This window comes from Actinocrispum sp. NPDC049592 (assembly GCF_040675465.1).
Taxonomy (GTDB): domain Bacteria; phylum Actinomycetota; class Actinomycetes; order Mycobacteriales; family Pseudonocardiaceae; genus Kibdelosporangium.
In genome coordinates this window covers 97,719-122,827 of sequence record NZ_JBFAPA010000026.1, presented here as the reverse complement: position 1 = coordinate 122,827, position 25,109 = coordinate 97,719, and the positions used below count along the sequence as shown (strand labels likewise).

The following is a 25,109-nucleotide window of genomic DNA, read 5'->3' as shown; positions in this document are numbered from 1 at the left end:
CCAACGTGGCACGGCCGCTACTGGCGGCACCTCGGCCTGCGTCGCATCATTCCAGTTCAACTTTCAACTTTCGATGCGGAGTGAGCTGCCATGACGGTCAAGGTCGAGAACTTAGATGTCCCCTGGGAGAACGCGTACGGCTACGTGCAGGCCGTCCGGCACGGGGACACGATCTACCTGTCCGGCCAGCTGTCGCACCAGGGCAGCGATCTCGTGGCGCCGGCCCCAGTCGACGAGAACGGCAAAGTCACCGACTTCTCGAACATGGGCGAGCAGATGCGGCAGACCTACACCAACGCCCAGGAGCTGCTGGGCCGGTTCGGCGCCTCACTGGCCAACGTGGTCGAGGAGGTGCTGTACGTGCTGGACATGGACTCGGCCTTCGCGGCCGCCGGACCAGTCCGCAAGGCGGCCTACGGCCAGGAACAACCCCAGGTCGCGAGCACGATCCTGACCACACCCCGGCTGGCCCTCCCGGAGCAGCTGATCGAGATCAAGTTCGTCGCGAAACTCTAGTGGCCTGTCCTGCCGGCCGGGACCGGAGCATGTCTGCGGTGCCGGTGCGGATGCCGGTCTTCCAGGCGGGACGCGAGGTGCACGACCGTCGTGCGCAGCTCGTGCCATGGGATCGGGGCGGCCGGGATCTGGTCTGGGTAGAAGATCATCTTCTTGTCCTCTCCGGGATGGTGAGCGCGGGCCGCGGCTGCTGGCCCGCGCGCTCGCCTCGTCAGTCGTCCGACAAATCCCACTCCGCGCCCGCGGCGCCGTAGCGCAGGAAGAAGTCCTGCTCCGGGTCGCCGCCGGCCGGCGCGGCCGGGTGGGTCGCCGTGGTGCCGTCCGGGTCGACGCGGCCGGGAAGGTGCAGGAACCGCTGTTCCCGCTCCATGAACCGGGAGTACCAGTCCGGCCAGTCGGCGTCCTCGCGCCCGATCTCCGCTTCGTACCGTCCGTGGGCTTCGGCGGCCCGCCGCATGGCCTGGGCCAGCTCCTGCGCGGACTCGTAAGTCACCCTCATGGCTTCTGCTTCTTTCTGGCTCAGCGGCCCGGGAGCCGCGTGGTGAGTTCCTGGAGGACCCATCCGTTGCCGTCCGGGTCGGTGAACGAGGCGAACGACGAGTAGCTGCGCCGCTCGGGATCCGGTCCGGGGACCCGGTAGTCGGTGCCGGAGTGGTAGAACACGCCGCCCGCGTCGTGGTAGACCTCGCTGACGTTCACGCCGCGCTCGACCAGGTCGGCGCGAGCCTTCTCAACATCCTCGACGGCCAGTAGCAGGCCTTGGGACGAGCCCGGTTCGGCGGTGGTGACGCCGTGGCCGAAGATGATCGACGCCTGCGACCCGGGCGGGGTCAGCTGGGCCAGCCGGAAGCCGTTCTCGCCGGTGAACTCGGCATCCAGCCGCCACCCGAGCGTCGTGTAGAAGTGCAGGGCCCGGTCCACATCCGACACCGGCAGGACGACGACCTCAAGTTTCATGTCCATGATCCGAACTCCTTGTTCCTGGTGGCTTTTGCCACGACGTAAGAGTGGCTCCAGGGGGTGCTCGTTCGCGCCCGTGGAACACCCTGGCCGACACCCCGGCACGGGACCCGTGTGCGCGATAGGGTGCCGGGGCTGGCGCGAAGGCGGTGCTCATGGCGGGGTTGCTAGGTCGGCGCACGGAGAGCGAGACCCTGGACCGGCTGCTCACGGCCGCGGGCACCGGGCAGAGCCAGGTGCTGGTCCTGCGCGGCGAGGCCGGGATCGGCAAGACCGCGCTGCTGGAGTACCTGCAGGCGCGCGCCACGAGCTGCCGGATCCTGCGGGCGTCGGGCGTGGAGTCCGAGCGTGAGCTGGCCTACGCCGGGTTGCACCAGCTCTGCGGGCACTGCCTGGACCGGCTCGACCGTCTGCCCGTTCCGCAGCGGGATGCCCTCGGCACGGCATTCGGCCTGAGTGCGGGCGACCCACCGGACCGGTTCATGGTGGGCCTGGCGGTGCTGAACCTGCTGGCCGACACGGCCGAGCAGCAACCGTTGGTGTGCCTAATCGACGACGCCCAATGGCTGGACCGGGTCTCCGCGCAGACGCTCGCGTTTGTGGCCCGGCGGCTGCTGGCGGAGCGGATCGTCCTGGTGTTCGCCGTGCGCGAGGCCGACCCCGACCTGTCCGGCCTGCCGGAGCTGGTGGTGCGCGGGCTGAGCGACGCGGAGGCGCACACGCTGCTGGACTCGGTGGTCAGGGGGCCGGTCGACGGCCGGGTCCGCGACCGGATCGTCGCCGAGACCCACGGCAACCCCCTCGCTCTGTTGGAGCTCCCCCGCTCGTTGACTGCGGCCGAACTGGCCGATGGGTTCGGCCGGCCCGACGGCGAGGCGTTGACCGGGCGGATCGAGGAGTGCTTCGTCCGCCAGCTGGCCGGGCTGCCGGACGACACCCGGCGGTTGCTGCTCACCGCGGCCGCCGAGCCACTGGGTGACGCCACCCTGCTCTGGCGGGCTGCCGGGGTGCTCGGGCTCGGTGCCGACCCGGCCGCCGCGGCCGAAGCGACCGGGCTGATCGAGTTCGGCCGGCGGGTGCGGTTCCGGCATCCCCTGGTTCGTTCGGCGGTCTACCGATCCGCGTCGGCGCGCGACCGCCAGGAGGCGCACCGGGCGCTCGCCGAGGTCACCGACCCCGCAATCGATCCGGACCGCCGCGCCTGGCACCTCGCCCAAGCCACCGTCGCGCCTGTCGAGGACGTGGCGGCCGACCTCGAACGGTCCGCCGGCCGCGCTCAGGCACGGGGCGGGTTGGTCGCGGCGGCCGCTTTCCTCGAACAGGCGGCCTTGCTCACACCCGAGCCCGCACGGCGAGCCCAGCGCGAACTCGCCGCGGCTCGGGCGAAGCGGGATGCGGGGGCGTTGGGTTCGGCGTTGGAGCTGCTGACCGCGGTCGAGGCCGGACCAGCGGACGCGTTGCGGGGCGCCGAGGCTGAGCACCTGCGCGGGCAGATCGCGTTCGACCAACGGCGGAGCGGGGACGCAGCTGGGTTGTTGCTGCGTGCGGCCCGGCGGCTCGCGCCGCTGGATGCCTTGCGTGCCAGGGAGACGTACTTGGAGGCGGTGGGGGCCGGGCTGTGGGCGGGCAGCGTTTCGGAGGCGGCTTCCGCTGCCGTCGAGGCGCCGCCCGCTCCCTCACCGCCTCGCGCGGTCGATCTGGTGCTGGACGCGCTCGCGATCCGGTTCACGCAAGGCTATACGGCGGCTTCGTCATTGCTTCCCGCTGCACTGTCGGCGGTTCTCGCGTTGGAGGACGGCGCTTTCGATGTGGGGCGGATGTTGTGGCTGATGGGCAACCGGGCCGCCGGCACCGTCGCCACCGAGGCCTGGGACTTCGAGGCCACGCGTTCCCTTGCCCGGCGCCAGGTCCGGCTCGCGCGGTCGAGCGGGGCGTTGGTGCAGCTGCAGTTCGGGCTGAACTTCCAGGCGATCACCGAGCTGCTGGCCGGGGAGGTGACCGAGGCGGCGGCGCTGGCCGAGGAGGACCGGCTGATCGGCGACGTCACCGGGAACCCGCCGGTCGGGTACGCCGCTGTGCTCGTCGCGGCGCATCGGGGTTCGGGGGCGGCGGAGTTGATCGCCTCGACCGTGCGCGAGGCGACTGCGCGGGGTCAGTGGCGGCTGATCGCGTTGGCGGACTACGCGAGCGCGGTGTTCCACAATGGACTCGGACGGCACGACGCGGCTTTGGCCGCCGCGCAGGAGGTTTTCGCGCGGGACGATGTCGGGTTCCAGGGACTGATCACCGCCGAGTTCGCCGAGGCCGCTTCCCGCACGGGCGCTGACCTTTCGGCCGCCGTCGCCCGTTCCGCGGAGCGGGCGTTGGCGATGCGTACCGACTGGGCGTTGGGCATCGACGCCCGGGTGCGGGCGTTGAGCGGTTCCGGGGATGTCGCCGCTTTGTATCGCGAGTCGATCGCGCGGCTGGCGGCGGCCGGGCTGCGCGTGGATGTGGCCCGTAGCCACCTGTTGTTCGGGGAATGGTTGCGGCGTGCGGGACATCGAGTCGACGCGCGCGAACAGCTGCGTACCGCCAACGACATGCTGGCCTCGATGGGCCTGGAGGCGTTCGCCGACCGGGCCCGCCGGGAACTGCTCGCCACCGGTGAGACCGTGCGCAAACGGACCGCGCCCGAGACCGACGAGCTGACCGCCCAGGAGTTCCAGATCGCACGCCTGGCCCGCGAGGGCCTGTCCAACCCCGAGATCGGCACCCGCCTGTACCTCAGCCCCCGCACGGTCGAATGGCACCTCCGCAAGATCTTCGCCAAGCTCAACATCACCTCCCGCCGCCAGCTCCGCGACGCTGCCCTAACGCCATAGCCCCGGGTAGTACTTCGGGCAGACACAATGCGGGTCGTCCACGGGCGGATCGATGATCGCGTGTCCGTCGAGCAACGGCTCGATCGCCACCGCCGCCTGCACCGCCCGCTCGGTCACGTCGAACATCTGCCCGGGGTCCGCAATGGACAGTTCCAGCCGGTCAGAACGGACCCACACTAAGGCTTTCTCGCCGTTGATCTCGACGTGCCCGGGTTGAGCCAACCCAGGAAAGCCCGGGATCAGGCTGGGAAACGCCTCGAACTCCGCGGGCGCGTACGCCACCCCCGCCACCGGCTGCGGCACATCCGGCGGCACGAACCTCGGCCTGATCCTCAGACTCCCCATCACCGCAAGAAGATCCGCACGCTCCCCCACCCGAACCGCCACCCGCAACGCATCCCCATCATTCGCATGCCCACCCACCGCCCGGCAATACCGGAACCACCCCAACCTCCGCGCCCACCGCCGCAGCTCCTCGGCCGAGTGCAACTCGTAAAGCCAAGCCTCCCACCGCGCCGAGTAAATCCGCTCACCCCACCGCGGCCCATAGCGTTCGTTCGCGTCCGTCACTCGTCCAGGCTAGGCGGATGTCCATCAGAACGCGGCGACAACGACGTAGAACAACAGTGTCGGCAGGAGTCCGGCGATCAGGCCGTGCATCATCTGGATCGCGGCGGTCGCGCCGTCCCGGCGGTGGGCCATGGGCGCGAGGACGAACATCAGCGCGGGAAACGTGGCCAGCACGCCGGCCAGGCGGGGGTCGGCGAGGTGCGACAACGTGGACAAGGCCAGGACGAGGGTGGTGGCGAAGGCCATGCGCAGCAACAGTTCCCAGGTGGGCGTGGCTGGTGGGCCGTCGGTGAGGGGTGTTGGGTGGGCCATGGCGGTGGTTGCGGCGGTGCAGATCACGGCGGCGGTCAGCCACAGTGGTGGCGGCATGAGGCTGAGCAGGGCTGCCACGAAGGCAGTCGCGGATCCCGCGATGGTGAGGGACGCCTGCCAGGAGCATCTTTTCGCGACATAGCGGTAGCCCGCGCAAAAAACGACCACCGCTGGCATGCCCGCGAGGACTCCGTGGGCCATCGACCGCGCCACGCCGACGTTCCCGCTGAACGCGGTGACCAGGACCAACGGGCCGCTGGTGAGCGGGAGGGCAGCGAGTTTCCCGCCGATCGCCGGTCCCCAGCGACGGCCGGCGAGGGAGACGATCAGGACCAGGCTGGGAGTCAGGAGCAGGGTCGTGAGCAGCGGTTTCACATGTTCTGATCCTCGTCGGGACCGCGCCGACTTTGGTTAGGAAAACCCGCTGCAAGTGCCATTGAGGCCGAGGTATTGTCGGATCATGAACGTCTCGGCCGAGAAAATCTCGATGGACGCCATCGACCGGCAGCTGGTGGCGCTGCTGGTCGAGGACGCCCGGATGACCTACCAGGAGCTCGGGCGAGCGGTCCGGCTGTCCGCGAACACCACCGCCGACCGGGTGCGGCGGCTGCGGTCGTCCGGGGTGATCAGCGGCTATCACGCCACTTTGGACCACAACGCGATCGGCCGGCCGCTGCTGCTGGTCAGCGACCTGCGGTTGCGCGAGGGCTACGACAACGCCGAGTTCCACCGCAACCTGGCCGGCATCCCGCAGATCATCGAGGCGTTCCGGGTCACCGGCGAGTACGACTACCAGATCCGCCTGGCCTGCACGGGAACCGCCGAGTTCGAACAGATCCTGTCCATCCTCAAAGGACAGCACGGGGTCCGCGAGGTCCGCAGCCGGCTGATCCTGCACGACATCCCGATGCCCGCCGCCCGCATCCTCTCCTAGTGCCCCGCGCGGGGCACTAGCACTCCGTTCCGGGCGCCGGGAGGATCTTGTCCACGAGGTACCGGTCGGTCACGGCCTGGCATTCCGGCCGGTTGTAGACGCCGTGACCCGCCGCGCGCCGCGCCACCAGGGCACTGCGCGGGAACATCCGGTTCAGGTGCTGGGCCCACTCGAAGCTGCTGGCCGGGTCGTGCCGGGAGTTCAGCAGCAGCACCGGAATGTGGATCGCCGGGCGGCTTTGCGGGTTGGTGATCGGCAACGGCCAGCCGGCGCAGAAGGAAACCAGCTGCCAGGCCATGTGTGTGCGCATGGTCGGCGCGATCCGCTTGAGCCGCTGCCATGTCGTTGCCCAGTCCTGTTCGGACCGGAAGCCCAGCCGATGGTCGGCGCAGGCCACCGCGAACGGGAAGTTCTTCACCTGCACGGTTTCCACCGCGAACGTCAACGACGGCCGGCCGTCGAGCACGGCGAGTCGCTTGGCGAGCCCAGGCCAGTCCGGGGTGTACATGTAGCCGCGCATGATGCCCCACGACAGCGCGGTCGGGCTGATCTTCTTGGCCGGATCGGCCGGATCGGCAAGCTCGCCGCGTTCCGCGCGCCCATACAGCTTGTCGAACAACGCTTTCACGTCCTGTCCGTGCAGAACGCAGTCGGCATTGGCGTCGCACCACCGTGCGAACTGGTCGAACGAGTCCTCGACGGTCCGCACCGAACTCGACAGCAGCTCCCATGTGTCCTGGGTATGGTCGAAAACGCTGTCCAGGACCAACGCCCGGACCCGCCCCGGGTACATCTCGGCGTACATCTGCGCGGCCAGAGTGCCGTAGGAGCGGCTGTAGATGGTGATCTGCGGTTCGCCGAGCGCGATCCGCAACGCCTCAACATCCCGTGCGACGTTCCGGCTGTCCAGGTGATCGACGATCTCGCCGCTTTCCGTCCGGCAACTCTCGCCGAGTTTCCGGTCGTATGCCAGGACATCCGCGTACCGGGCCCCGGTATCCGGGTTGAGGTCCGGCATCGCGTTCATCAGGTTCGCGTCGCACTTGACCGGGTTGCTGTCGTTGGTGCCGCGCAGATTGATGCCGATCACGTCGAACCGGGCCGCGGCCACCGGTGAGACCCGCGGCTCGGTCATGACCTGACCGGCGCCGGGATCTCCCGGGCCGCCCGGGATGTACACGATCGTGCCGATCCGGTTCCCGCTCGCCTTCCGCCGGGCCAGCGAGACCTCCATCGTGGCGCCGCCATGCGCCCAGTCCACCGGCACACTCAGCTTCGCACAGTCCACATCCGGCGCGCAGTTCTCCTTCCACGCCAACGAAGAAGCCTGCGCCGCCGGCGCGACCAGCACCGAACAGACCACAGTGGACACCAACGCGACCGCGATCCGGCCCATCCCTACTCCCCAGTGTCGGCGAACAGACCCGAATCTGACCACCGATCGGGGTGCGCCCGCCTCCGGGATGCCCCTCGGATCGACCCTGAACCTCGCCTCAGGGAACGAGAACGACCTTGCCCAGGCTCGCGCGGCCGAGAATGATCTCGTGCGCCCGCCCGGCCTGGTCCAACGGCAGCGTGGCGTGAATCGCGGGACGCAACGTGCCCGCGAGGTGCATGTCCCACAGTTCGCGGTGGTGGCGGGCGTAGACGTCCGGCCGGAGCCTCGCGAACGGGGCCATGGCGAACCCGATGACCGTCTTCGCGTGCAGCCGCAACTGGTTCACGTCGACCATGGCACCGTTGGCGTTGTAGGACACGAGCCGTCCGAACGGCGCCAGCACCTCCAGCGCGGTGGTCTGGACATCGCCGCCGATCCCGTCGAGCACGATGTCGACCGGGCCGGGCCCAGCTCCCTCGCCAGCTGAACAGCCAGATGCCCGACACCGCCCGCGGCCCCGGTGACGAGCACGCTCTCGCCCGGCTGCGGGTTCGCGGCCCGCAACGCACCCAGCGCCACTTGCCCGCTGCGCACCAGCGCGACGGCCGCCGCGTCGTCGGCCGCGTCCGGGATCGGTGTCAGGAAAGGAGCCGGGACGACGGCGAACTCGGCATAGCCGCCGGTGAAGGCGATCCCCACCGCACGTTGACCCACTTGCCAGCCAGTCACCCCGGACCCGATCGCCACCACCCGGCCGGCCACCTCACCGCCGGGTAGATGCGGCACCTCCGGCTCGCCGTGAACCAACCGGACCACCGGCAGTGTGACCCCGATCGCGGCGACCTCAAGGAGTACTTGCCCGGCACCTGGTTCGGGCCGTGGCGCCTCCTCGACCTGCAGTGCTCCCGGACCACCGTGTTCACGCAACACGACTCGACGCATACCCCCACGGTAGCCAGACCGTTCTGTGCCACCCGTACGATGCCTGGGACGTACTACGAGGGGGCGAGCGTGTACAACCCACCGCAGCAGCAGCAACGGCCCAGGACCGGACCGATCGTCTGGGTTATTCTCGGCGTCGTGGTCGTCGCCGTGGCCGTCTTGGTGTGGGTGTTGTGGCCCGCGTCGAAGAACCAGGAGCCGTCGGCCGGGCCGCTGGCGTCCGGCGCCCAGGTGCCCTCGTCGGCGAAGCCATCGGGCGCAAGGACCCCGTGTGAGTACACGCGTTCGTCGGACGCGGAGGTCGCCAAGAACGTCGGGATGCCGGACAACGCCGAGGAAGTACCGGCGACCGGGTTCGTGCAGATCACGCTGAAGACCGACCAGGGCGACATCCCGCTGAAGCTGGACCGCGCGAAAGCGCCGTGCACCGTGCAGAGCATGGTGTTCCTGGCGGGCAAGAAGTACTACGACGGCACACCCTGCCACCGGTTGACGGTCATCCCCAACTTCAAGGTGCTGCAGTGCGGCGACCCGGGCGGCACCGGCCGTGGCGGGCCCGGGTACAAGTTCGACGACGAGCTGCCGACGGACCTCAAGCCCGCCCAGGGAACCGGCGGCCCCGAGCAGGCGTCCGTCTACCCCAAGGGCGTCATCGCGATGGCCAACTCCGGCCCGAACACCAACGGCAGCCAGTTCTTCCTGGTCTACGGCGACACGTTCATCCCGCCGAACTACACCGTCTTCGGCACCTACACCGACCCGGGCCAGGCCACCCTCGACAAGATCGCCGCGGGCGGCGTCGCGCAGACCGAGTCCAGCCTGGCCGAAGGTGACGGCGCGCCGAAGACCAAGGTCACCATCCAGCAGGTCGTCACCGGCTGACCCGGCCGTGCGGCGGGGTGTCGGGGCCCCGCCGCACGTTCCCGTCACTACTGCTTGGCAGCCGAGTAGTTACGGAAGAGCAGGTACGTGTCCAGGATGTCCGAGGAAGCGCTCTCCACCGAACGGTAGATCCCCCACTTCGGGCGCACGTAGTCGCCCTGGTCGGGAATGTTCACATTGGACATGCTGCCCTGCGCCGCGATCGGCGCGCCCGAGCCGGTTCCATTGCGCACCACGAAGGCCGCCTTGCCCTTGCTGCCCGGGGTGAGCGTCCACTGGATGGTGATCCACTTGTCGCGCAGCGGGGCGAGGTCGGTCGACGCGATGTCCGGTGAGCCGGAGTTGGCGTAGGCCCGGGCCCGCAGCGTCTCCTTGCTGCCGCTGCGGCCGAGGTCCAGGGTGACCCATGGGCCACCGTTGGTTGACGGGGTCTTGGTCTGGAAGATGTGCGTGAACTTGCTGGTGCCGTGCAGGGATGACGGCATGTACATCTCGTAGGAGATCGTCCACGTCTCACCGTTGTGCATCTTCAGCGCGGTGCCGTTCTGCACCATGCCTTTGGACTCGGTGCGCTGGCGGTCGCCCCCGCCAGTGGTGTCCCGGTCGTCCTTCCAGATGTTGAACCGGTAGTGGTCGCCGCCTTCGACGACGACGTACTTGCGGTCCGGGTGGTGGTTGCCGCGGTCGGCCTCGATGCCCTCGAAGGCCTTCAGACCATCGGTGGCGGGGTTGGGATGCCACAGCGGGGTTGCCGCCGTCACCGGTGCGACCGGGCTGAACAGCACGGGCACTGCGAGGGCACAGACAGCCAATGAGCGCAGGGCTGCCCTACGGGGTGCAGGCATTGTGAGTGTGTCCTTCCTGGCGGCGGGCGACAGGGGCACACATCGGGCGGCGGATGTCCTGGCGTCGCTGCACCAGAACATCCGATGTCTTACAGCAAGAAGGTAGGACGAGCGCGGGGCCGTGTCAACGAAGAGTTCCCAAATCCGGGGCTACTTCGTCGACGCCTCACGGATCATGGGCGGCATCACCAGCACATATTCATCCGAGCAATATGCCCGACTCCTCGTTAGTGCAACCCGCGGGTTGCGTTCGCCTCCATGATGTGCAACTCTAGGGTTGCACATCGGCCACTTCTCCACCAAGGAGTTCCGCATGCCCTTCACCACAAGGCAACGAGTGATCCTGCTGTTGCTCCTCGGCGCGAGCTTCATGTTCGCCGTCGACTTCTCGATCCTGAACGTGGCCCTGCCCGAGGCCGGAGCGGGAGTCGGCCTGGGCAAGGTCGCCTGGATCACCACCGCCTACGCCCTCCCGGCCGCGGGGTTCACCCTCCTCTTTGGACGGTTAGCCGACGTGATCGGCCGGCGGCGGTTGTTCATGGCCGGAGTCGCCCTGCTCGCGGGCGCCTCGCTCCTGGGAGGGTTCGCCACCACACCTTCGGTTCTCCTGACCGCGCGTGCCCTGCAGGGTTTCGCCACAGCCATGGCCACCCCCGCCGCCTTGTCCTTGCTCACAACGACTTTCACCGAAGGCGCGCAGCGTGATCGCGCCCTTGGCCTCAACGGCGCTCTGCTCTCCGGCGGCTTCACCGTCGGTGCTCTTGTCGGCGGCGCACTGGTGAGCTTGTTGGGCTGGCGGGCCGCGTTCTTCATCAATGTCCCTGTCGCACTGACGATCCTCGCCTTCACCCCGTTCCTGGTCGTCGAAACGGCTCGGTCGAGGAAGGCGAACCTGGACATCCCCGGCGCGGTCACCGTCACCGGCGGCCTGCTGGCGGTGATCTACGCGGCGGTCGAGAAGGATCTCATCGCCGCCATCATCGGAGTGGCGCTGCTCGCCGCCTTCTGGCTGATCGAGCTGAGGTCGCCCGCGCCACTCGCCCCGGTGCGGATCCTCAAGCGCCCCACCGTGAAGTGGGGCAACTACGCGGGACTCATCGTGTTCACAATGGAACCGGCGATGATCTTCCTGCTGACCCTGTACCTGCAACAGGTTCTCGGCTTCGCCCCGCTGGCGACGGGCCTGATCTTCGGCATCCCCGGTCTCGCCTCCGTCGCCGCCGGGGTGATCGCCGGCCGGTTCATCGGCCGCTTCGGCAGCCACAAGGTGCTCACCACCGGTCTCGCCGTCCAGGGCCTCGCCACCCTCCCGCTGGTGTTCACCGGCACCGACCGCCTCGCCCTGCTGCTGGTGATCCCCGCCCTGTTCATCGGCTTCTTCGGCCACGTCACCGCCATCGTCGCCTACACCGTCACGGCCACCTCCGGCCTGCCCGACACCGAACAGGGCCTCGCCACCGGCCTCACCTCCATGACCCAGCAGGTCGCCATCACCATCGGCATCCCCCTGCTGAGCACCCTCCCCCTCCACCCCGCCCTCACCCTCGACGTGGCCCTCACCCTGATCAGCGTCCTGCTCATCCACCACGGCCTCCGGCGCCGCACCACGCAACCTGCCAAGGAACCGGCTACGAGTGTTGTGCGATCGAGCCAGTGATCGCCGTGACGAGCCGCCCGATCGACGCGGCGATGGACGACTCCGCGATCACCAGACAATCGTGCCTCGGACGGCAGGAACGTGACGACGGCGTCCGAGAACGCCTGCATCAGACCGCCCCCTCCGGGGTTCGCATCCACCCGTTACATCCGGGAATGTGCTTGGCCGGAGGTGACCTTGGCTGTTAGGACAGTAGTTACCTGACGCGAAGGAGCTGCGCATGGCTTTCGGCTTCCCAGGACGCTGGACCGGCAGGCTGACCGTCGACCTCGCGGTGGTGGCGCTGCCGGTGGCCGCCCTCGCGCACTGGATTCGCGGGGCGCCGGTGGACGCGATCATCTTCGTCGCGGTGACGCTCCTGCTTGTTCTCGCCGAGTTGCGCGGCGCTACCAGTCCCGCCCGGCCGTTGCGTGTGCCGGGCATCGCGGTTGCGGCGGTGGGGTTGCTGGTGCTCGCGTTCGGACGCGACAGCCTGCCGGTGGGTGTGGTGATCTCGGGGATCGGCTTGCTGGTGTTGAACTCCGAGCTGCGCGAACCGTCCCTGCCCCTGGACCGTCCGGTGCCCCGGCATGCGTGGGTGTGGGCCGTCGTGGGGGTGGGGTGGTGTGGGTGGGAACTGATCGCGTTCGTCTATGAGCAGTCGGAGGGCGGTTACTCGACCACACACCCGACCATGAGCGACCTGATCGAACCGATGCTCACCAACCGGGTCGTCCAGGCCGTCGCGATCACCGCCTGGCTCACCGCGGGGCTGGCGATGCTGCGCGCTGTGGCCGCTGCGAGACGGCAATGACCAGCCGCCTGATCACCGAGCTGGGGTTCGCGGTCATCGTCCTGGCCGGCATCGGCCTCGCCGTCGCCAGCCACCTCGTCCCCCGCCGCATCCCGCCGTTGACCAGCGTGCTCGCGGTCGTCATGCGCCGCCGCACCACCCGGATCGCGCTCATCGTGGCGTGGTGGTGGGTCGGCTGGCACTTCTTCGTCGGCCACTAGGGAATGATCGGTTGCGTATAGCCTACCCCCCTAGGGTATAAAGGGGGTAGGCGTCCGCCGCTCCCCTGGCACCAGCCGGCCGCGCGGCAGACCGGAACACCGGAGTACGCACACCTGCGGCATCGCGCCCGCACTGGTCCGCTTCTCACCCCGCGACCAGCGAAAAGGCGAGAACCATGACCACCACCTACACCGTCACCGGCATGACCTGCGGCCACTGCGCGGGTTCGGTCAGCGACGAGATCCAACGGCTCGACGGCGTCCGCGAGGTCCGGGTCGACCTCGCGACCGGCCAGGTCACCGTGACCAGCGACCGTGACCTGCCCGAACACGAAGTGCGCGAGGCGGTCAGCGAGGCCGGCTACCAGCTGGCGGTGACCCAGTGAAACTCATCGCGTACATGCTGGTCCTCGGCGTGATTTTCAGCGGCGCCTGGGTAGCCGGAGCAGCGGCAGGACCGATAGCCAAGCCGCAGCAGGAAGCGCACGTCATGGCCGAGACGCACGTGGACATGCGCCTGCCTGGCCTGGCCGCCGCGGACAACGGCTATCGCCTTGACCTGCAAGGATCCCAGTTCCGCATCCTCGGCGACGCCAACAAGCCGATCACGGCCTTCGACGTCGAACACGAGAAGCGCCTGCACTTCATCGTGGTCCGCCGCGACGGCGCCGGCTACCAGCACCTGCACCCGACGATGGCCGCGGACGGCACCTGGACCGTCCCGCTCACGCTCACCCAGGCGGGCAGCTACCGGGTGTTCGCCGACTTCAAACCCTCCGGGGGTATCAAGACCACCCTCGGCACCGACATCCAGGTCCCCGGCCAGTACGAACCGGCGACGGACACACCGAACACGACCGCCACCACAGACGGCTACCAGGTCGACCTGACCGGGGACCTCGAAGCCGGGAAGACCGAGACGGTCACGGCGACCATCAGCAAGGACGGCCGGCCGGTGACCGATTTGCAGCCCTACCTGGGCGCGCAAGGACACCTGGTCGCCCTCCGCGCGACGGACCTCGGCTACCTGCACGTGCACCCGTTGGAGAACACCGGACCACAGATCAGGTTCGCGGTCGAGGTCCCCACCGACGGCCGCTACCGCCTGTACCTGGACTTCCAGCACAACGGCAAGGTGCGCACCGCACAGTTCACTGTGGACACACATGGGAAGGAGGCACACTGATGCAAGTAGAGCTCTCGATCGGCGGAATGACGTGCGCCTCCTGCGCCGCCCGGATCGAACGCAAGCTGAACAAGGTCGACGGCGTCCAGGCGACGGTCAACTACGCCACCGAGAAGGCGAAGGTGACCTTCCCCGGCACCATGTCCGAAAAGGACATCGTGGCCGTCGTGGAGAAAACCGGCTACACGGCCGAACTCCCCGCCCCGCGGCAACAAGACCCGCTCAAGCAACGGCTCATCGCGTCGATCGTCCTGTCTGTACCAGTAATCGCGCTCGCGATGATCCCGGCACTGCAGTTCACCTACTGGCAATGGCTTTCGCTCGCGCTGGCCGGGCCGGTCGTGGTCTGGGGTGCGTGGCCGTTCCACAAGGCGACGTGGACGAACCTGAAACACGCGACGGCCACAATGGACACGCTGATCTCCCTCGGCACCGGCGCAGCCTTCCTGTGGTCCCTGTATGCGCTGTTCTGGGGCACCGCAGGCGTTCCGGGCATGACCCATGCCTTCGAGCTCACCATCGAGCGCACCTCCGGCACCGACAACCTCTACCTGGAGGTCGCCGCCGGGGTCACGACGTTCATCCTGGCGGGCCGGTACTTCGAGGCCAGGTCCAAGCGACGCGCGGGCGCGGCGCTCAAGGCGTTGCTGGAACTGGGCGCGAAGGACGTCGCGGTCCGCAAGGACGGCCGGGAACAGCGAATCCCGGTCGGCCAGCTGAAGACCGGCGACGAGTTCGTGGTCCGCCCGGGCGAGAAGGTCGCGACCGATGGCGTGATCGTCGAAGGCAGCTCGGCGGTGGACGCCAGCATGCTCACCGGCGAGTCGGTGCCGGTCGAGGTCTCGACGGGCGACACGGTGATCGGCGCGACGGTGAACGCGGGCGGGCGGCTCGTGGTCCGCGCAACCCGTGTCGGCAAAGACACTCAGCTCGCCCAGATGGCGAAACTGGTGGAGGACGCCCAGAACGGCAAGGCGGCCGTGCAGCGGCTGGCGGACCGGATCGCGGCGGTGTTCGTGCCGGTCGTGCTCGCGCTCGCCGTGGGCACGCTCGCGTTCTGGGCAGGCGCGGGCGCCGGGGCGGCGGCCGCGTTCACCGCCGCGGTGGCGGTCCTGATCATCGCATGCCCGTGCGCGCTCGGCCTGGCCACGCCGACCGCGCTGCTGGTCGGCACGGGTCGCGGCGCGCAGCTCGGGATTCTGATCAAGGGCCCGGAAGTGCTGGAGTCCACCCGGAAAGTGGACATGATCCTGCTCGACAAGACCGGAACCGTGACGACCGGCCGGATGAGCCTGGTCGACAGCTACGGCGACCCCGATGCGCTGCGTCTGGCGGGTGCGTTGGAGCACGCGTCCGATCACCCGATCGCCAAGGCCATCAGCGCGGCCGCGGCCGAACACGAAAAACTCCCTGAGGTCAGTGACTTCCACAGCACCGAAGGGCTCGGCGTCCAAGGAGTCGTTGAGGGCAAAGCGGTCGTCGTCGGCCGGGCCCGGCTCATCGAGGACTGGGCCGTCCAGACCGACGAAGACCTTCTGCGGGCCAAGGAGACCGCGGAACAGAAGGGGTACACGGCGGTCCTCGTCGCCTGGGACGGTGAGGCAAAGGCCGTGCTGTCGGTGGCGGACACGGTGAAACCCACGTCCGCGGAAGCCATCCGTGGTCTGAGGAAACTCGGATTGAACCCGGTCCTGCTCACCGGCGACAACGAAGCCGCGGCCCGGACGGTCGCCGCGGAGGTCGGGATCGACGAGGTCATCGCCGAAGTCCTGCCCCAGGACAAAGTGGACGTTGTGAAACGCTTGCAAGGCGAAGGACACCGAGTCGCGATGGTCGGCGACGGGGTGAACGACGCCGCTGCCCTCGCCCAGGCGGATCTCGGGCTCGCGATGGGCACGGGCACTGATGTCGCCATCGAGGCCAGCGACCTCACGCTGGTGCGCGGCGACCTGCGCACCGCGGTGGACGCGATCCGGTTGTCCCGCAGGACCTTCGGCACGATCAGGGGCAATCTGTTCTGGGCGTTCGCGTACAACGTGGCCGCCCTGCCGCTGGCCGCCCTGGGTCTGCTCAACCCGATGATCGCCGGGGCCGCGATGGCGTTCTCGTCGGTGTTCGTGGTCGGCAACAGCCTGCGGCTACGCGGTTTTCTTCGCTGAGGCCAGCCGGGTCGCGGCCCGGCGCAGGTCCCAGGTGGCGCCCAGCTCGGTGTACACCGCTTGAGCGTTGAGAAATGCCCGCTGGGCGTCACCGGGAGACTCGAGCAGCACGGCCGCGTCCTCGGCGGCCATCGCGTACTCGATCTTGCGACCGATCTCGTCGAAGTGCTTGGCGACGTCCAGCAACGCGGTGGTGTCACGGTCGAGCAGGCCGCGACACCACCGCGCCGAAACCTTTGCCCTGGGCGAAGAAGCGGCCTCACAAGCGGCGGAAGCAGCCGACGCCGTGGCCACATCCCCCAAGTCCAGCGCCAACCGGGCAACCCCCGGAAGCCACTGATAAGCTCCCTGCTCCACCAATGGCCGCAGCAAGGCCAAAGCCTCGTCGGGCCGCCCTTCTTGTTCGGCCACAACAGAGTCGGCGACGAGCAGGAACTCCCCCCGCAGCCCGGCCGACCGGTACGGCTCCTCCCGATGCGCGCTGATCAACGCGGCCGTGCCGTGCAGCAGGTGGATCAACCGGCGTTCGTTGAGGCCGTGGAACGTGATCGGTGGGCCGTCCTGCACCACGGCGTCCACTTCGGACAGAGCCTCGTCCCACCGCCCCAGCCAGAAGTAGTGCACAGCAGCGGGAACGTGCAGACCCTGGCGACCGGCGGGCGTCACGATCCGGTCCGCGTCGGCGAGCAGATCCAGACTGTGCAGCTTGAAGACCTCCTCGCTCAACAGGCTCAGCTGCACCTGGGACTGCGGCGGCCGGTCGAACAACACTTGCGGCGTCTCGAAATACGCCAGTACCAGGCGCATTTCCGCAGCCAAGTCAGAGTCCTCGGTCATCGCGAGCACCGCCCGCGCCTCCGCCTCGGGGTGCTCGCCGAGCCAGAACATGAGCCGCACCAACCGGGTCATCAGGACCTCGCGCACCGGCCCGCGGCTCTCCGCCGAGCGGCGCAACAGATCCGTGGCGACCGAAGGCGACCGGCCGGCGACCGAGTTCACGTTGGCCAGCAACCATTGCGTCATCCAGGCATCCGCGCTGGCGGGAGCGGCCAGCAACTGCTCCGCCACCCGTTCCACCGAGGCGTCCGCCGCGTCCAGCATCTCGGCGGCCTGCCGGTGCAACGCCAGCCGCACGCTCAGCGGCATCGACGTGTACAGCACCCGCCGCACCAACGGATGCCGGAACGCCAGCCGCACCCCCGCCTCGACCAGCACGCCCGCGCTCGTCGCCTCCTCGGTCACCGTGATCAGCGCGTACGCCGACCGGCCGGTCACCGTGGCCAGGTCGCCGAGGTCGAACGACGAGCCCAGGACGGCCGCCCAGCGCAAGGCCTCCCGGGTGGTCTCGCTCAAGGTGCCCAGCCGTTTGGTGACGACGGACCGTAGCGCCGGCGGGCACAAGTCGGTGATCTGATCAGCCGATTCGGCGAGTTCGCCGTCCGAGATCAGCCCATCGTGTACCAGGGCGTCGACCACCTCGTGCAGGAACAGCGGGTTGCCCGCAGCGCACTCAGTAATAACTGTCAGCTCCGGCCCCGGAGCCGAGTCGAGCAGCACCGCCGTCAGCTCGGCGCTCTGTTTCGGATCCAGCGAACCAAGCCGGATCAGCTCGCCGCCCGACAGCACGGCCGCGCGCATCCGGTCGACCTCGGTCCGCCGGGGCACCGGCCGGCAGGTCCCGACCAGCAACAACGCCGACACCCGGGCGATCTTGGCCAGCCGGTGCCAGACCAGCGCGCTGGCGTCGTCGGCCCACTGCAGGTCCTCCAGCACCAGCACCACCGGACCGCCGGAGGCCAGCCGGTCGACGTACTCGGCGAGCCAGTCGACCGCCGCGAACCCCTCGGCGTTCGCCCCCGCCACACCCTCGGCCAGCTCGAACCGGCTCACCCCGAGCGCGGACAGCATCAGTCCCAACGGCCGGTCGGACTCGTCGGCCGCCGCCCAGTACACATGTTCCGTCGACGCGAATGCCGTGGCCAAAAGCGCGGTCTTGCCGACCCCGTCCCCGCCCTCGATCCAGATCGTCGCCCCCAGGCCACGGCTCAGATCGGCGATCCGGCTCCGCAGAACGGCGAGTTCAGACGACCGTCCCACCAGCACCTGGGGCGCGCCCGGCAATGGTGAGTGTTCGGCGGGACGAGCGGCGACGATCTGGTCGAGGATCCGCCGCAGCGGCGCCCCCGGCTCGATGCCCAGCTCCGCCACCAGGCGCTCTTCGGTCTCCCGGAACAGCCCTACGGCCTCGACATCGCGCCCGGCCTGCGACAACGCCGTCATCAACAGCCCGACCAGCGACTCTCGCAAGGGATAAGCGTCGGTCAGCCGCTGCAGTTCGGCCACGGCCGCCGGGTCATTGACAGCGATCATCGTCTCGGCCCGGCGTTCCAGAGCGGCCAGCCGCAGCTCAGCCAAACGCTTGCGGTGCAGAGTGGCGAACGGCGAGTCGACCTCGCCAAGGGGCTCGCCGGCCTGCAACGCGAGCGCCTCGTCCAGAAAGGCCCGGGCGGCGGCGATGTCCTGACGGGCCCAGGCCCGGTCGGCCTCGTGCCGGAGCCGGTCGAACTCGCGGACGTCCAGCGAGTCGACCCGCAGCTGGTAGCCGGCCCCCGCGGAGACCAGGACCTGACCGTCCTTCCAGCGCGTCCGGTCGGGCTCCAAGGCACGGCGCAGCCGGGAGATATAGGTCTGCAAGGTGTTACCCGCTGTGGCCGGGGCCTGCTCGCCCCAGACGGCGTCGATCACCGTCTCGCGGGAGACCACCTGACCGGCGTTCATCGCCAGGACGGCGAACACCGCGCGTTGACGGCTGGCGCCGAGCTCCACCTCGGCGTCACCACGCCACGCGGCCACCGTGCCCAGTAACCGGACGCGCAGGGTTCCGTCCAAGTCGATGGTCTCTCCATGCCGGCTGTACCGGTCAAGCCTTGATTCAAGACCTTAACTAACAGTGCCGGAATGGATCCAGCGGGAGGTGTCACATCGGGCAGCCTTTGTCCGCCGAAAGTCTCCTACCTGCGGGTTTGACTGGCGCACCGGCGGAACACCGGGTTAGCTTGACAATGAGCCGTGCCGATATGCCCGATTCAAGGATCCTCAAGTCTTCATTAAGACGCCTCGCGCAGACTCCGCAGCGACCACCGACCCTGCCTGCGGAGGAGTCCGATGGACACCGTGTGTGTGGCCATCCAGGCCACGGACCCCATGACCTACCTGGGACTGAAGAGCTACCTCTCGTCCCAGCGCCAGCTGCGCGTGGCGACCGGGCGCAGCGACCAGCCCGAAGTCGTCCTGTTCGCCACCGACCGGCTGGACTCGGAGGCGGTCAACCGCCTGCGCAAGACCGCCGAGGACCTCGGCAGGCCGACCGTGCTGGTGACCGGCGACCTCAGCGAGTCAACGCTGTTGACCATCGTCGAGCACCACGTCGTCGCCATCCTGCCCAAGCACTCGGTCACCGGCGAGGAGCTTGTCGACAGCGTCATGGCGGCCGCACGCGGCGACGGCATCATGCCGCCGGACGTGCTGGGGCAGCTGCTGCGGCAGGTGGAGGCGCTGCAGCGCGAGGTGCTCGCGCCCAACGGCCTGAACGCCTCCGGCCTGCAGCCGCGTGAGGTGCACATCCTCCGGCTGATGGCCGACGGCCACGGCACCGAGGAGATCGCCAACGAGCTGCGCTACTCGGAACGCACGGTCAAGAACGTCCTCTACAACCTCACCACCCGGCTGCACCTGCGCAACCGGGCCCATGCAGTGGCCTACGCGCTGCGCGCGGGGGTCATCTAGGCCGGATCTCCGCCCTGGACGTGACGCCGAGCTTCTCCATGATGCGAACCACATGAGCCTGAACCATGCGCCGCGGCACGGACAGCCGGTCCGCGATGTCCGGGTTGGACAGTCCACTCGCGACCAGCTCGGCGATCCGCCGCTCCGGCTCGGTCAGCGTGGCCCAGCCGCTGAGGTGACCGCCGCCGGGCAGGGCATCGCCGGGGTCGTCGATGCCGAACCTGGCCAGCCGCGCGGCGGCACTGGCCTGGTCCCAGCGCGCACCCCACTTGGCGAACATCCGCAGCGCCTCGCCGTACGCGGCGCCGGCCTCGTCGCGGAACCCCTTGGCGGCGAACAGAACCGCGGCGTCCTCGAGCGCGTAGGCCAGCTCGACCGGACGCCCGACGGACCGGTAGTGCTCGACGGCGACCATCGCCGGCTCGGGATCCCCGCTGACCAAGGCCTTGCACCGGTGCAGCGCGGCGAAAGCCCGCGCGGGCACCAGTTCCCGGCCGGCCTCCAGCTCGGCGACAGCCAGCGCGGCCTCCGCGCGTCCGGTGTCGCCGACCTCGACGGCCAGCTGGATCACGTTGGGCAGCCACTGGTGCCGCAACATCATCTCGGCGTAGGCCGGGTCCAGCACCGGCCCGTACTCGGTGAGCGCACCCGCGAGGTCCCCGCGTTGCCGGGCGGCGAGCGCCCGGGCGGCCAGCAGGAAGTCGCAGCTCTCCCGTTCGGAATCGGTGACCAGCACGTACTTGTCGGCCGCGTCGAGGTTGGCCGCGAAGGTGGCGCGGTCGTCCCGGTGACCGGCGATCAACGCCAGCACGCCGTGCAGCAGCAACCCGGACGGCCCGGCGTCCATCAGACCCGCGTAGGTGATGGCGGGCCCGTCCTCGGCCACGGTGTCCAGTTCGAGCAGGGCGTCGTCCCACTGCCCGGTCCAGTAGTAGTGAACCGCGGCCGCGACCTGCGGCCCGACCGGGAGCTTGTGCTCGGCCACGAGGTCGGTCGCGGTGCGCAGGGCCGCGTCGGCGTCGGCGAGCCGGTCCAGGTTCTGCAACGTGAAGAGCTTGTTGTCCAACAGGTTGAAGTGCATCCCCGCGTGATCCGCCTTGCCCCGCACCACATCGATGGCTGCGTCGACGTGCCGCAGCGCGGTGACGTGGTCCCGCCGCACGGTGTCGACGATCCAGCGGGTCTGCAGGGCGTGCGCGATCAGGTAGTCGTCCTGTTCGGCCAACGCCGTGGCGTAGGCGGCTTTCGCGCTGACCTCGGCGGCATCGACGTCCGTGACGTCCCGGACCAGGTGCGCCAGCAGGAGTTTCCGCCGGACCCGCCAGGCCTCGGGAATGTCGTCGGACACCGGGACGTCGGTCAGCGTCCGGATCGAGTCGCCGCGGCGGCCGTTGCGGTAGATGGACGCGGCGAGGATCTGCCGCATCTCCTCCGCGCGGACCGGCTCGGTCGCGGCCGCGAGGGCCTGGCGCGCCTGGGCTTCGGTGTCCCGGGTGAGCCGGAACAGGGTCCTGGTCAGGAAAGCGAGCAGCACCTCACGGGCGGGATCGCGCGGGCCGACGCGGGTCAGCACGTTCTCCAGCAGGTCCGCGGCGATCAGCGGCGCGTTGTTCGCGATCTCGGCGGCATGCGTGGCCAGCCAGCGCGCAACCCATGGTTCGAGGTCGGGCAGGGCGGCGGTCAGCTGCTCGGCGACCCGGATCGGCACAACACCGGCGTTGGCAAGGGCTTTCGCCGCCTCACGGTGCAGCACGGCCCGGGCCGGGGCCGGGATCATGCCCAGGATGGCCTCCCGCATGAGCGGGTGCCGGAACATCAGCCGCGGGCCCTCGTCGAAGATCACGTTGACCTCGACGGCCTCCACCAGCGCGTCCCGCAGCTGCGCCTCGTCCCACCCGGTCAGCGTGGAGATCTTGTCCATCGTGGCCTCGGGACCGAGCACCGCCACCCAGCGGAGCACTTCGAGGGTCTGCTGGGGCAGCGCCCCGCACGTGCGTTCCACCGCCGCGGCAAGGGATCGCGGCGCCGCGTTCACCTGCGCCTGGTCGATGTGCGCGACCCCGTCGACCAGGTCGACCGCCTCGCCGCGGACCAGGGCGCTGACCATTTCCCGCAGGTACAACGGGTTCCCGCCGGCCCGGTCGGTGACCTTGCGCAGGTGCCGTCCCGGCCTGCCGCCGACCAGGTTCTGCGTCAGCGACTCGACATCGTTGGGCGGCAGTGGTTCCAGCGGCATGACGACCGAGCGGGCGCGGACCTGGTCGAGCTCCGGCCGGCCATGCCCGGTCCGCGAACAGGTGACCAGCAGCAACGGCAGCTGACGGGTCGCGGCGGACAACCGGCGCCACACGAACACGCTCGCCTCGTCCGCCCACTGCAGGTCGTCGATGACCAGCACCATCGGGCCCCGGGCGCACATCTGGTCGACGAGTGCGAGCATCCGGTCGACCGCCCGCGAGATCGGGTCGTTGTCGTCGGTCGCGCTGTCCGACCGAAGCTGCCGCGCCAGCTCCGCGCGGTCCGGGTCCGGTGAGTTGGGGTCGATGTCGAGGCATCCCAGGATGAGCCGCAACGGGAACCGCACGTCCGGCTCGTCGGCGATGGCCCAGCCGAGCTGGCAGCCGCGCTCCTCCACGTCGCCGAGCGCCTCGATGAGCAGCTCGGACTTCCCGATTCCCGGGACACCTTCGATCCAGACCGCCCCGCCCCGCCCGGTCAGCACGTCGGCCACCCAGTCACGCAGCTCGGCGACCTCGCCTGCTCGCCCGACGAACAGGCGTTTCGCACTCTGCGCGATCGCGGCGACGTGGGCGGGCATCACGGACAGCGGCGCGTGTTTCTGCTCGTCCCCGGCCAGAATCCGGGATTGCAGCTCCCGCAACGCCGGGCCGGGTTCGGCGCCCAGTTCCGCTATGAACGTGCGGCGAGTGTCCTGGAAGACCTCCAACGCCTCCGCGGGCCTGCCGCTGCGGGACAACGCCAGCATCAGCAGTTCCCGCAACGATTCGCGCAACGGGTGGTCCTGTACCAAGGAGCCCAGCTCCGCGGCCAGCTCCACGTGCGCGCCCAGCTCGAGCCGGGCCGCGGCGGACCCCTCCACCGCGCGCATCCGGGCCTCGGCCAGCATCGTGCGCCGCTCGTCGGCGAACGGCCCGGGTACCCCGGACAACGCTTCGCCGTGCCACAACGCCAAAGCCGCACCCCAGGCCTCGGCGGCGAGCTTGCTGTCCACGGCCGCCGAAGCCCGCGCGCACAGATCCTCGAACACCGTCGCGTCGAGCTCGTCGACCGTCAGCGTGTAGCCGGGCCCGGTGGACGCGAGCGCCTCCCTGGCCTCGCCCAACGCCCGGCGCAGGCCGGAGATGTACAGGTAGACCGCGCTCGCGGCACTCGGCGGCGGGCTCTGGCCCCACACCGCCTCGATCAGCTCATCGCGCGAGACGACCTGACCCGCGCGGATGGCCAGTACCGCGAACACGGCGCGTTGCCGCGACGGTCCCAGCGCGATCTCCGTCCCGTCCACCTCGGCGGAGACCGGGCCGAGTACCCGTGCCCGTATCCCAGCGCGACCCCTGTTCAGCGTCTTCCCCTCTCGAACCCGTGCCCCAGAGTCGACCGCACCGTGCCGACCGGCGTCGATCGGCACCGAGTCAACCACGCCCGGTGACTCCGGCCCAGACCGGGGAATATGGCACGAACTTGCCACCACCGGTCCCGCACGCCGTTTCGCGAAGTTCGGTGAGGTCTGGACCACTGACCGGATGGGCGGACAACCGGGCGGGCCGCCCGCATCGGGCACCGGCCGCTTAAGGTCCCGTCCGAACCATTCGGACCAGTTGATCATCGGCTGACCGGACGCCGCGAGCACGCTCTCACCGCCGAAAACTCGCCATCGCGCCCGCCTCGCCCAGGACCGCCGAAAGCGAGGAACCCGCCGCTCCAAGTGGACCGTCCCGCATTCGCCGGGAAGGTTTCCCGGCCGGGTGGGATGCGCCCCCTGTCGCCGGGGCCGATCAGTGTGGCTAGTCTGTAATGGTCTGAACCACTCGGGGCTGGGCGCGGGGAGGCGCTCACGAGGGGCCGAGTGGGCCACCGAGGTGGGAGAACCATGACAACTCTTGAGCGTTATCTGTATCGATCTGCGTCACCCGTGCCGTACTTCAGTTCCGACGCCGAGACTTACCTCGCCGAGACGCCGCTGCGCGACCTGCGCAAGACCAGGCAGCTGCGTGTCCTGTCCAAAGAGGACTTCGACTTCTGGCAATCCTACGGCTACGTAGTGGTTCCGGAGGCCATCCCGCGCGAGCAGGCCCAGCGGCTGCTGGAGTTCACCTGGGACTTCCAGGGGATGGACCCGCACGACCAGTCCACTTGGTACCCGCAGCGCGGGTTCCGCGACGAGCTGGACCGGGACCTCTACATCTACGGTTTCGTGGAGGCCTACCACCACCAGCTGATCTGGGACAGCCGCCAGGCGCAACGGGTCTACGACGCGTTCGTGGACGTCTGGGACTGCGAGGAGCTCTGGGTCACGCTGGACCGGCTCAACCTCAACCCGCCCAACCGGGGCAACCGGGACCGCAAGCAGATCCCGGCCACCGAGACCGGCTTCGACATCGACCTGCACTGGGACGTCGACAGCACGCTGAGCGTTCCGCCGCAACGGGTTCAGGGCATCATCGCGCTGACCGACACCGAGGACGACCACGGTGGCTTCCAGTGCGCGCCGGAGCTGTTCAAGCGGTTCGACCAGTGGAAGGCGATGCAGCCGGCGGGCCGCGACCCGATCCGGCCGCGCATCGACCGCACCGAGCTGCCCGTCGTGCGGCCGCAGCTCAAAGCCGGAGACCTGTTGATATTCAACGGTTTGCTGGCGCACGGCGTCGCGCCGAACACCTCGGCGAACGGCGTGCGGTCGGTGCAGTACCTGTCCATGATGCCCGCCCTGGAGACCCACGAGGAGCTCGTCAAGTCCCGTGTGGACTCTTGGCGGACGCTCAGCACGCCGACCTGGAACCGCACTCTGGTAGGCGATGCGTTCCGGCACGAGTCGCTGCGCTACTCCACCGCGACCCTGACCGACCTGGGCCGCAAGCTCCTCGGACTCGACAGCTGGAGCTGATGC

At 69.3% G+C, this 25,109-nt stretch carries 23 protein-coding genes; 12 read left to right on the top strand and 11 right to left on the bottom strand.

All coding sequences use genetic code 11. The annotated features are described in order from the left end of the window. Positions 1-90 precede the first annotated feature (90 nt). Positions 91-516: a Rid family hydrolase gene (locus tag AB0J95_RS46485; RefSeq protein ID WP_364772631.1), complete on the top strand. Its 426-nt coding sequence runs from the start codon at positions 91-93 to the stop codon at positions 514-516. Here the strand turns inward: AB0J95_RS46485 and AB0J95_RS46480 are convergent. The 3 genes from AB0J95_RS46480 to AB0J95_RS46470 all read right to left on the bottom strand — a co-directional run bounded on the left by AB0J95_RS46480 (position 513) and on the right by AB0J95_RS46470 (position 1,479). Further along, positions 513-665, bottom strand: a complete 153-nt coding sequence (locus AB0J95_RS46480) for a hypothetical protein (RefSeq protein ID WP_364772630.1) — start codon at positions 663-665, stop codon at positions 513-515. The genes AB0J95_RS46485 and AB0J95_RS46480 overlap by 4 nt on opposite strands. Positions 666-727: 62 nt before the next feature. Then, a complete protein-coding gene (locus AB0J95_RS46475; protein ID WP_364772628.1) occupies positions 728-1,015 on the bottom strand; it encodes a hypothetical protein in 288 nt (95 codons plus the stop codon). A gap of 20 nt (positions 1,016-1,035) precedes the next feature. Continuing rightward, a complete protein-coding gene (locus AB0J95_RS46470; protein ID WP_364772626.1) occupies positions 1,036-1,479 on the bottom strand; it encodes a VOC family protein in 444 nt (147 codons plus the stop codon). A gap of 152 nt (positions 1,480-1,631) precedes the next feature. Here AB0J95_RS46470 and AB0J95_RS46465 point away from each other — a divergent pair, with 152 nt between their 5' ends. Continuing rightward, positions 1,632-4,340 (top strand): AAA family ATPase, encoded by a 2,709-nt coding sequence (locus AB0J95_RS46465; RefSeq protein ID WP_364772625.1) that lies wholly within the window; start codon positions 1,632-1,634, stop codon positions 4,338-4,340. On the opposite strand, the gene AB0J95_RS46460 is transcribed toward AB0J95_RS46465, so the two are convergent. Beyond that, on the bottom strand, positions 4,329-4,910 hold the full coding sequence (locus AB0J95_RS46460) for a hypothetical protein (RefSeq protein WP_364772623.1): 582 nt from the start codon (positions 4,908-4,910) through the stop codon (positions 4,329-4,331). The two genes, AB0J95_RS46465 and AB0J95_RS46460, sit on opposite strands and share 12 nt — an antisense overlap. A 24-nt stretch (positions 4,911-4,934) precedes the next feature. Next, positions 4,935-5,597, bottom strand: a complete 663-nt coding sequence (locus tag AB0J95_RS46455) for a hypothetical protein (protein ID WP_364772621.1) — start codon at positions 5,595-5,597, stop codon at positions 4,935-4,937. An 85-nt stretch (positions 5,598-5,682) separates the two neighbouring features. Here AB0J95_RS46455 and AB0J95_RS46450 point away from each other — a divergent pair, with 85 nt between their 5' ends. After that, the gene (locus AB0J95_RS46450) at positions 5,683-6,156 is read left to right on the top strand and encodes an Lrp/AsnC family transcriptional regulator (protein ID WP_364772619.1); all 474 of its coding nucleotides are present in this window, start codon (positions 5,683-5,685) and stop codon (positions 6,154-6,156) included. A gap of 16 nt (positions 6,157-6,172) precedes the next feature. Here the strand turns inward: AB0J95_RS46450 and AB0J95_RS46445 are convergent, their stop codons facing one another. The 3 genes from AB0J95_RS46445 to AB0J95_RS46435 all read right to left on the bottom strand — a co-directional run bounded on the left by AB0J95_RS46445 (position 6,173) and on the right by AB0J95_RS46435 (position 8,476). After that, a complete protein-coding gene (locus tag AB0J95_RS46445) occupies positions 6,173-7,552 on the bottom strand; it encodes an alpha/beta hydrolase (protein WP_364772618.1) in 1,380 nt (459 codons plus the stop codon). Positions 7,553-7,649: 97 nt separating this feature from the next. Continuing rightward, entirely contained in the window at positions 7,650-7,982 is a 333-nt protein-coding gene (locus AB0J95_RS46440; protein WP_364772617.1) for a zinc-binding dehydrogenase, read from the bottom strand. Then, the gene (locus AB0J95_RS46435; RefSeq protein WP_364772615.1) at positions 7,877-8,476 is read right to left on the bottom strand and encodes an alcohol dehydrogenase catalytic domain-containing protein; all 600 of its coding nucleotides are present in this window, start codon (positions 8,474-8,476) and stop codon (positions 7,877-7,879) included. Before AB0J95_RS46435 ends, AB0J95_RS46440 begins: the two co-directional genes overlap by 106 nt. Positions 8,477-8,515: 39 nt before the next feature. Between AB0J95_RS46435 and AB0J95_RS46430 the strand changes: the two genes are divergently transcribed. Continuing rightward, the gene (locus AB0J95_RS46430) at positions 8,516-9,358 is read left to right on the top strand and encodes a peptidylprolyl isomerase (RefSeq protein ID WP_364772614.1); all 843 of its coding nucleotides are present in this window, start codon (positions 8,516-8,518) and stop codon (positions 9,356-9,358) included. A gap of 47 nt (positions 9,359-9,405) precedes the next feature. On the opposite strand, the gene AB0J95_RS46425 is transcribed toward AB0J95_RS46430, so the two are convergent. Continuing rightward, entirely contained in the window at positions 9,406-10,203 is a 798-nt protein-coding gene (locus tag AB0J95_RS46425; protein ID WP_364772612.1) for a hypothetical protein, read from the bottom strand. 313 nt (positions 10,204-10,516) lie between these two features. On the opposite strand from AB0J95_RS46425, the gene AB0J95_RS46420 reads away from it, so the two are divergent. The 6 genes from AB0J95_RS46420 to AB0J95_RS46395 all read left to right on the top strand — a co-directional run bounded on the left by AB0J95_RS46420 (position 10,517) and on the right by AB0J95_RS46395 (position 16,198). Continuing rightward, positions 10,517-11,860 carry an MFS transporter gene (locus AB0J95_RS46420; protein WP_364772610.1) on the top strand — a complete coding sequence of 448 codons (1,344 nt, stop codon included), beginning with the start codon at positions 10,517-10,519 and terminating at the stop codon, positions 11,858-11,860. Between the two features lie 220 nt (positions 11,861-12,080). Continuing rightward, on the top strand, positions 12,081-12,653 hold the full coding sequence (locus AB0J95_RS46415) for a hypothetical protein (protein WP_364772609.1): 573 nt from the start codon (positions 12,081-12,083) through the stop codon (positions 12,651-12,653). After that, positions 12,650-12,853, top strand: a complete 204-nt coding sequence (locus AB0J95_RS46410) for a DUF6186 family protein (RefSeq protein ID WP_364772608.1) — start codon at positions 12,650-12,652, stop codon at positions 12,851-12,853. The genes AB0J95_RS46415 and AB0J95_RS46410 overlap by 4 nt, the downstream gene beginning before the upstream one ends. Before the next feature lie 176 nt (positions 12,854-13,029). Further along, positions 13,030-13,239: a heavy metal-associated domain-containing protein gene (locus AB0J95_RS46405; protein ID WP_364772607.1), complete on the top strand. Its 210-nt coding sequence runs from the start codon at positions 13,030-13,032 to the stop codon at positions 13,237-13,239. Next, on the top strand, positions 13,236-14,039 hold the full coding sequence (locus tag AB0J95_RS46400) for a hypothetical protein (protein WP_364772604.1): 804 nt from the start codon (positions 13,236-13,238) through the stop codon (positions 14,037-14,039). Before AB0J95_RS46405 ends, AB0J95_RS46400 begins: the two co-directional genes overlap by 4 nt. After that, positions 14,039-16,198 carry a heavy metal translocating P-type ATPase gene (locus tag AB0J95_RS46395; RefSeq protein ID WP_364772602.1) on the top strand — a complete coding sequence of 720 codons (2,160 nt, stop codon included), beginning with the start codon at positions 14,039-14,041 and terminating at the stop codon, positions 16,196-16,198. Before AB0J95_RS46400 ends, AB0J95_RS46395 begins: the two co-directional genes overlap by 1 nt. On the opposite strand, the gene AB0J95_RS46390 is transcribed toward AB0J95_RS46395, so the two are convergent. After that, complete coding sequence (locus AB0J95_RS46390; RefSeq protein WP_364772601.1) at positions 16,178-19,087, bottom strand: BTAD domain-containing putative transcriptional regulator; 2,910 nt, start codon at positions 19,085-19,087, stop codon at positions 16,178-16,180. The genes AB0J95_RS46395 and AB0J95_RS46390 overlap by 21 nt on opposite strands. A 276-nt stretch (positions 19,088-19,363) precedes the next feature. Between AB0J95_RS46390 and AB0J95_RS46385 the strand changes: the two genes are divergently transcribed. Continuing rightward, complete coding sequence (locus AB0J95_RS46385; protein WP_364772600.1) at positions 19,364-19,984, top strand: response regulator transcription factor; 621 nt, start codon at positions 19,364-19,366, stop codon at positions 19,982-19,984. Here the strand turns inward: AB0J95_RS46385 and AB0J95_RS46380 are convergent. Next, entirely contained in the window at positions 19,977-23,507 is a 3,531-nt protein-coding gene (locus AB0J95_RS46380; RefSeq protein ID WP_364772598.1) for a BTAD domain-containing putative transcriptional regulator, read from the bottom strand. The genes AB0J95_RS46385 and AB0J95_RS46380 overlap by 8 nt on opposite strands. Before the next feature lie 585 nt (positions 23,508-24,092). On the opposite strand from AB0J95_RS46380, the gene AB0J95_RS46375 reads away from it, so the two are divergent. Next, positions 24,093-25,106 (top strand): phytanoyl-CoA dioxygenase family protein, encoded by a 1,014-nt coding sequence (locus AB0J95_RS46375; protein ID WP_364772597.1) that lies wholly within the window; start codon positions 24,093-24,095, stop codon positions 25,104-25,106. Positions 25,107-25,109 lie beyond the last annotated feature (3 nt).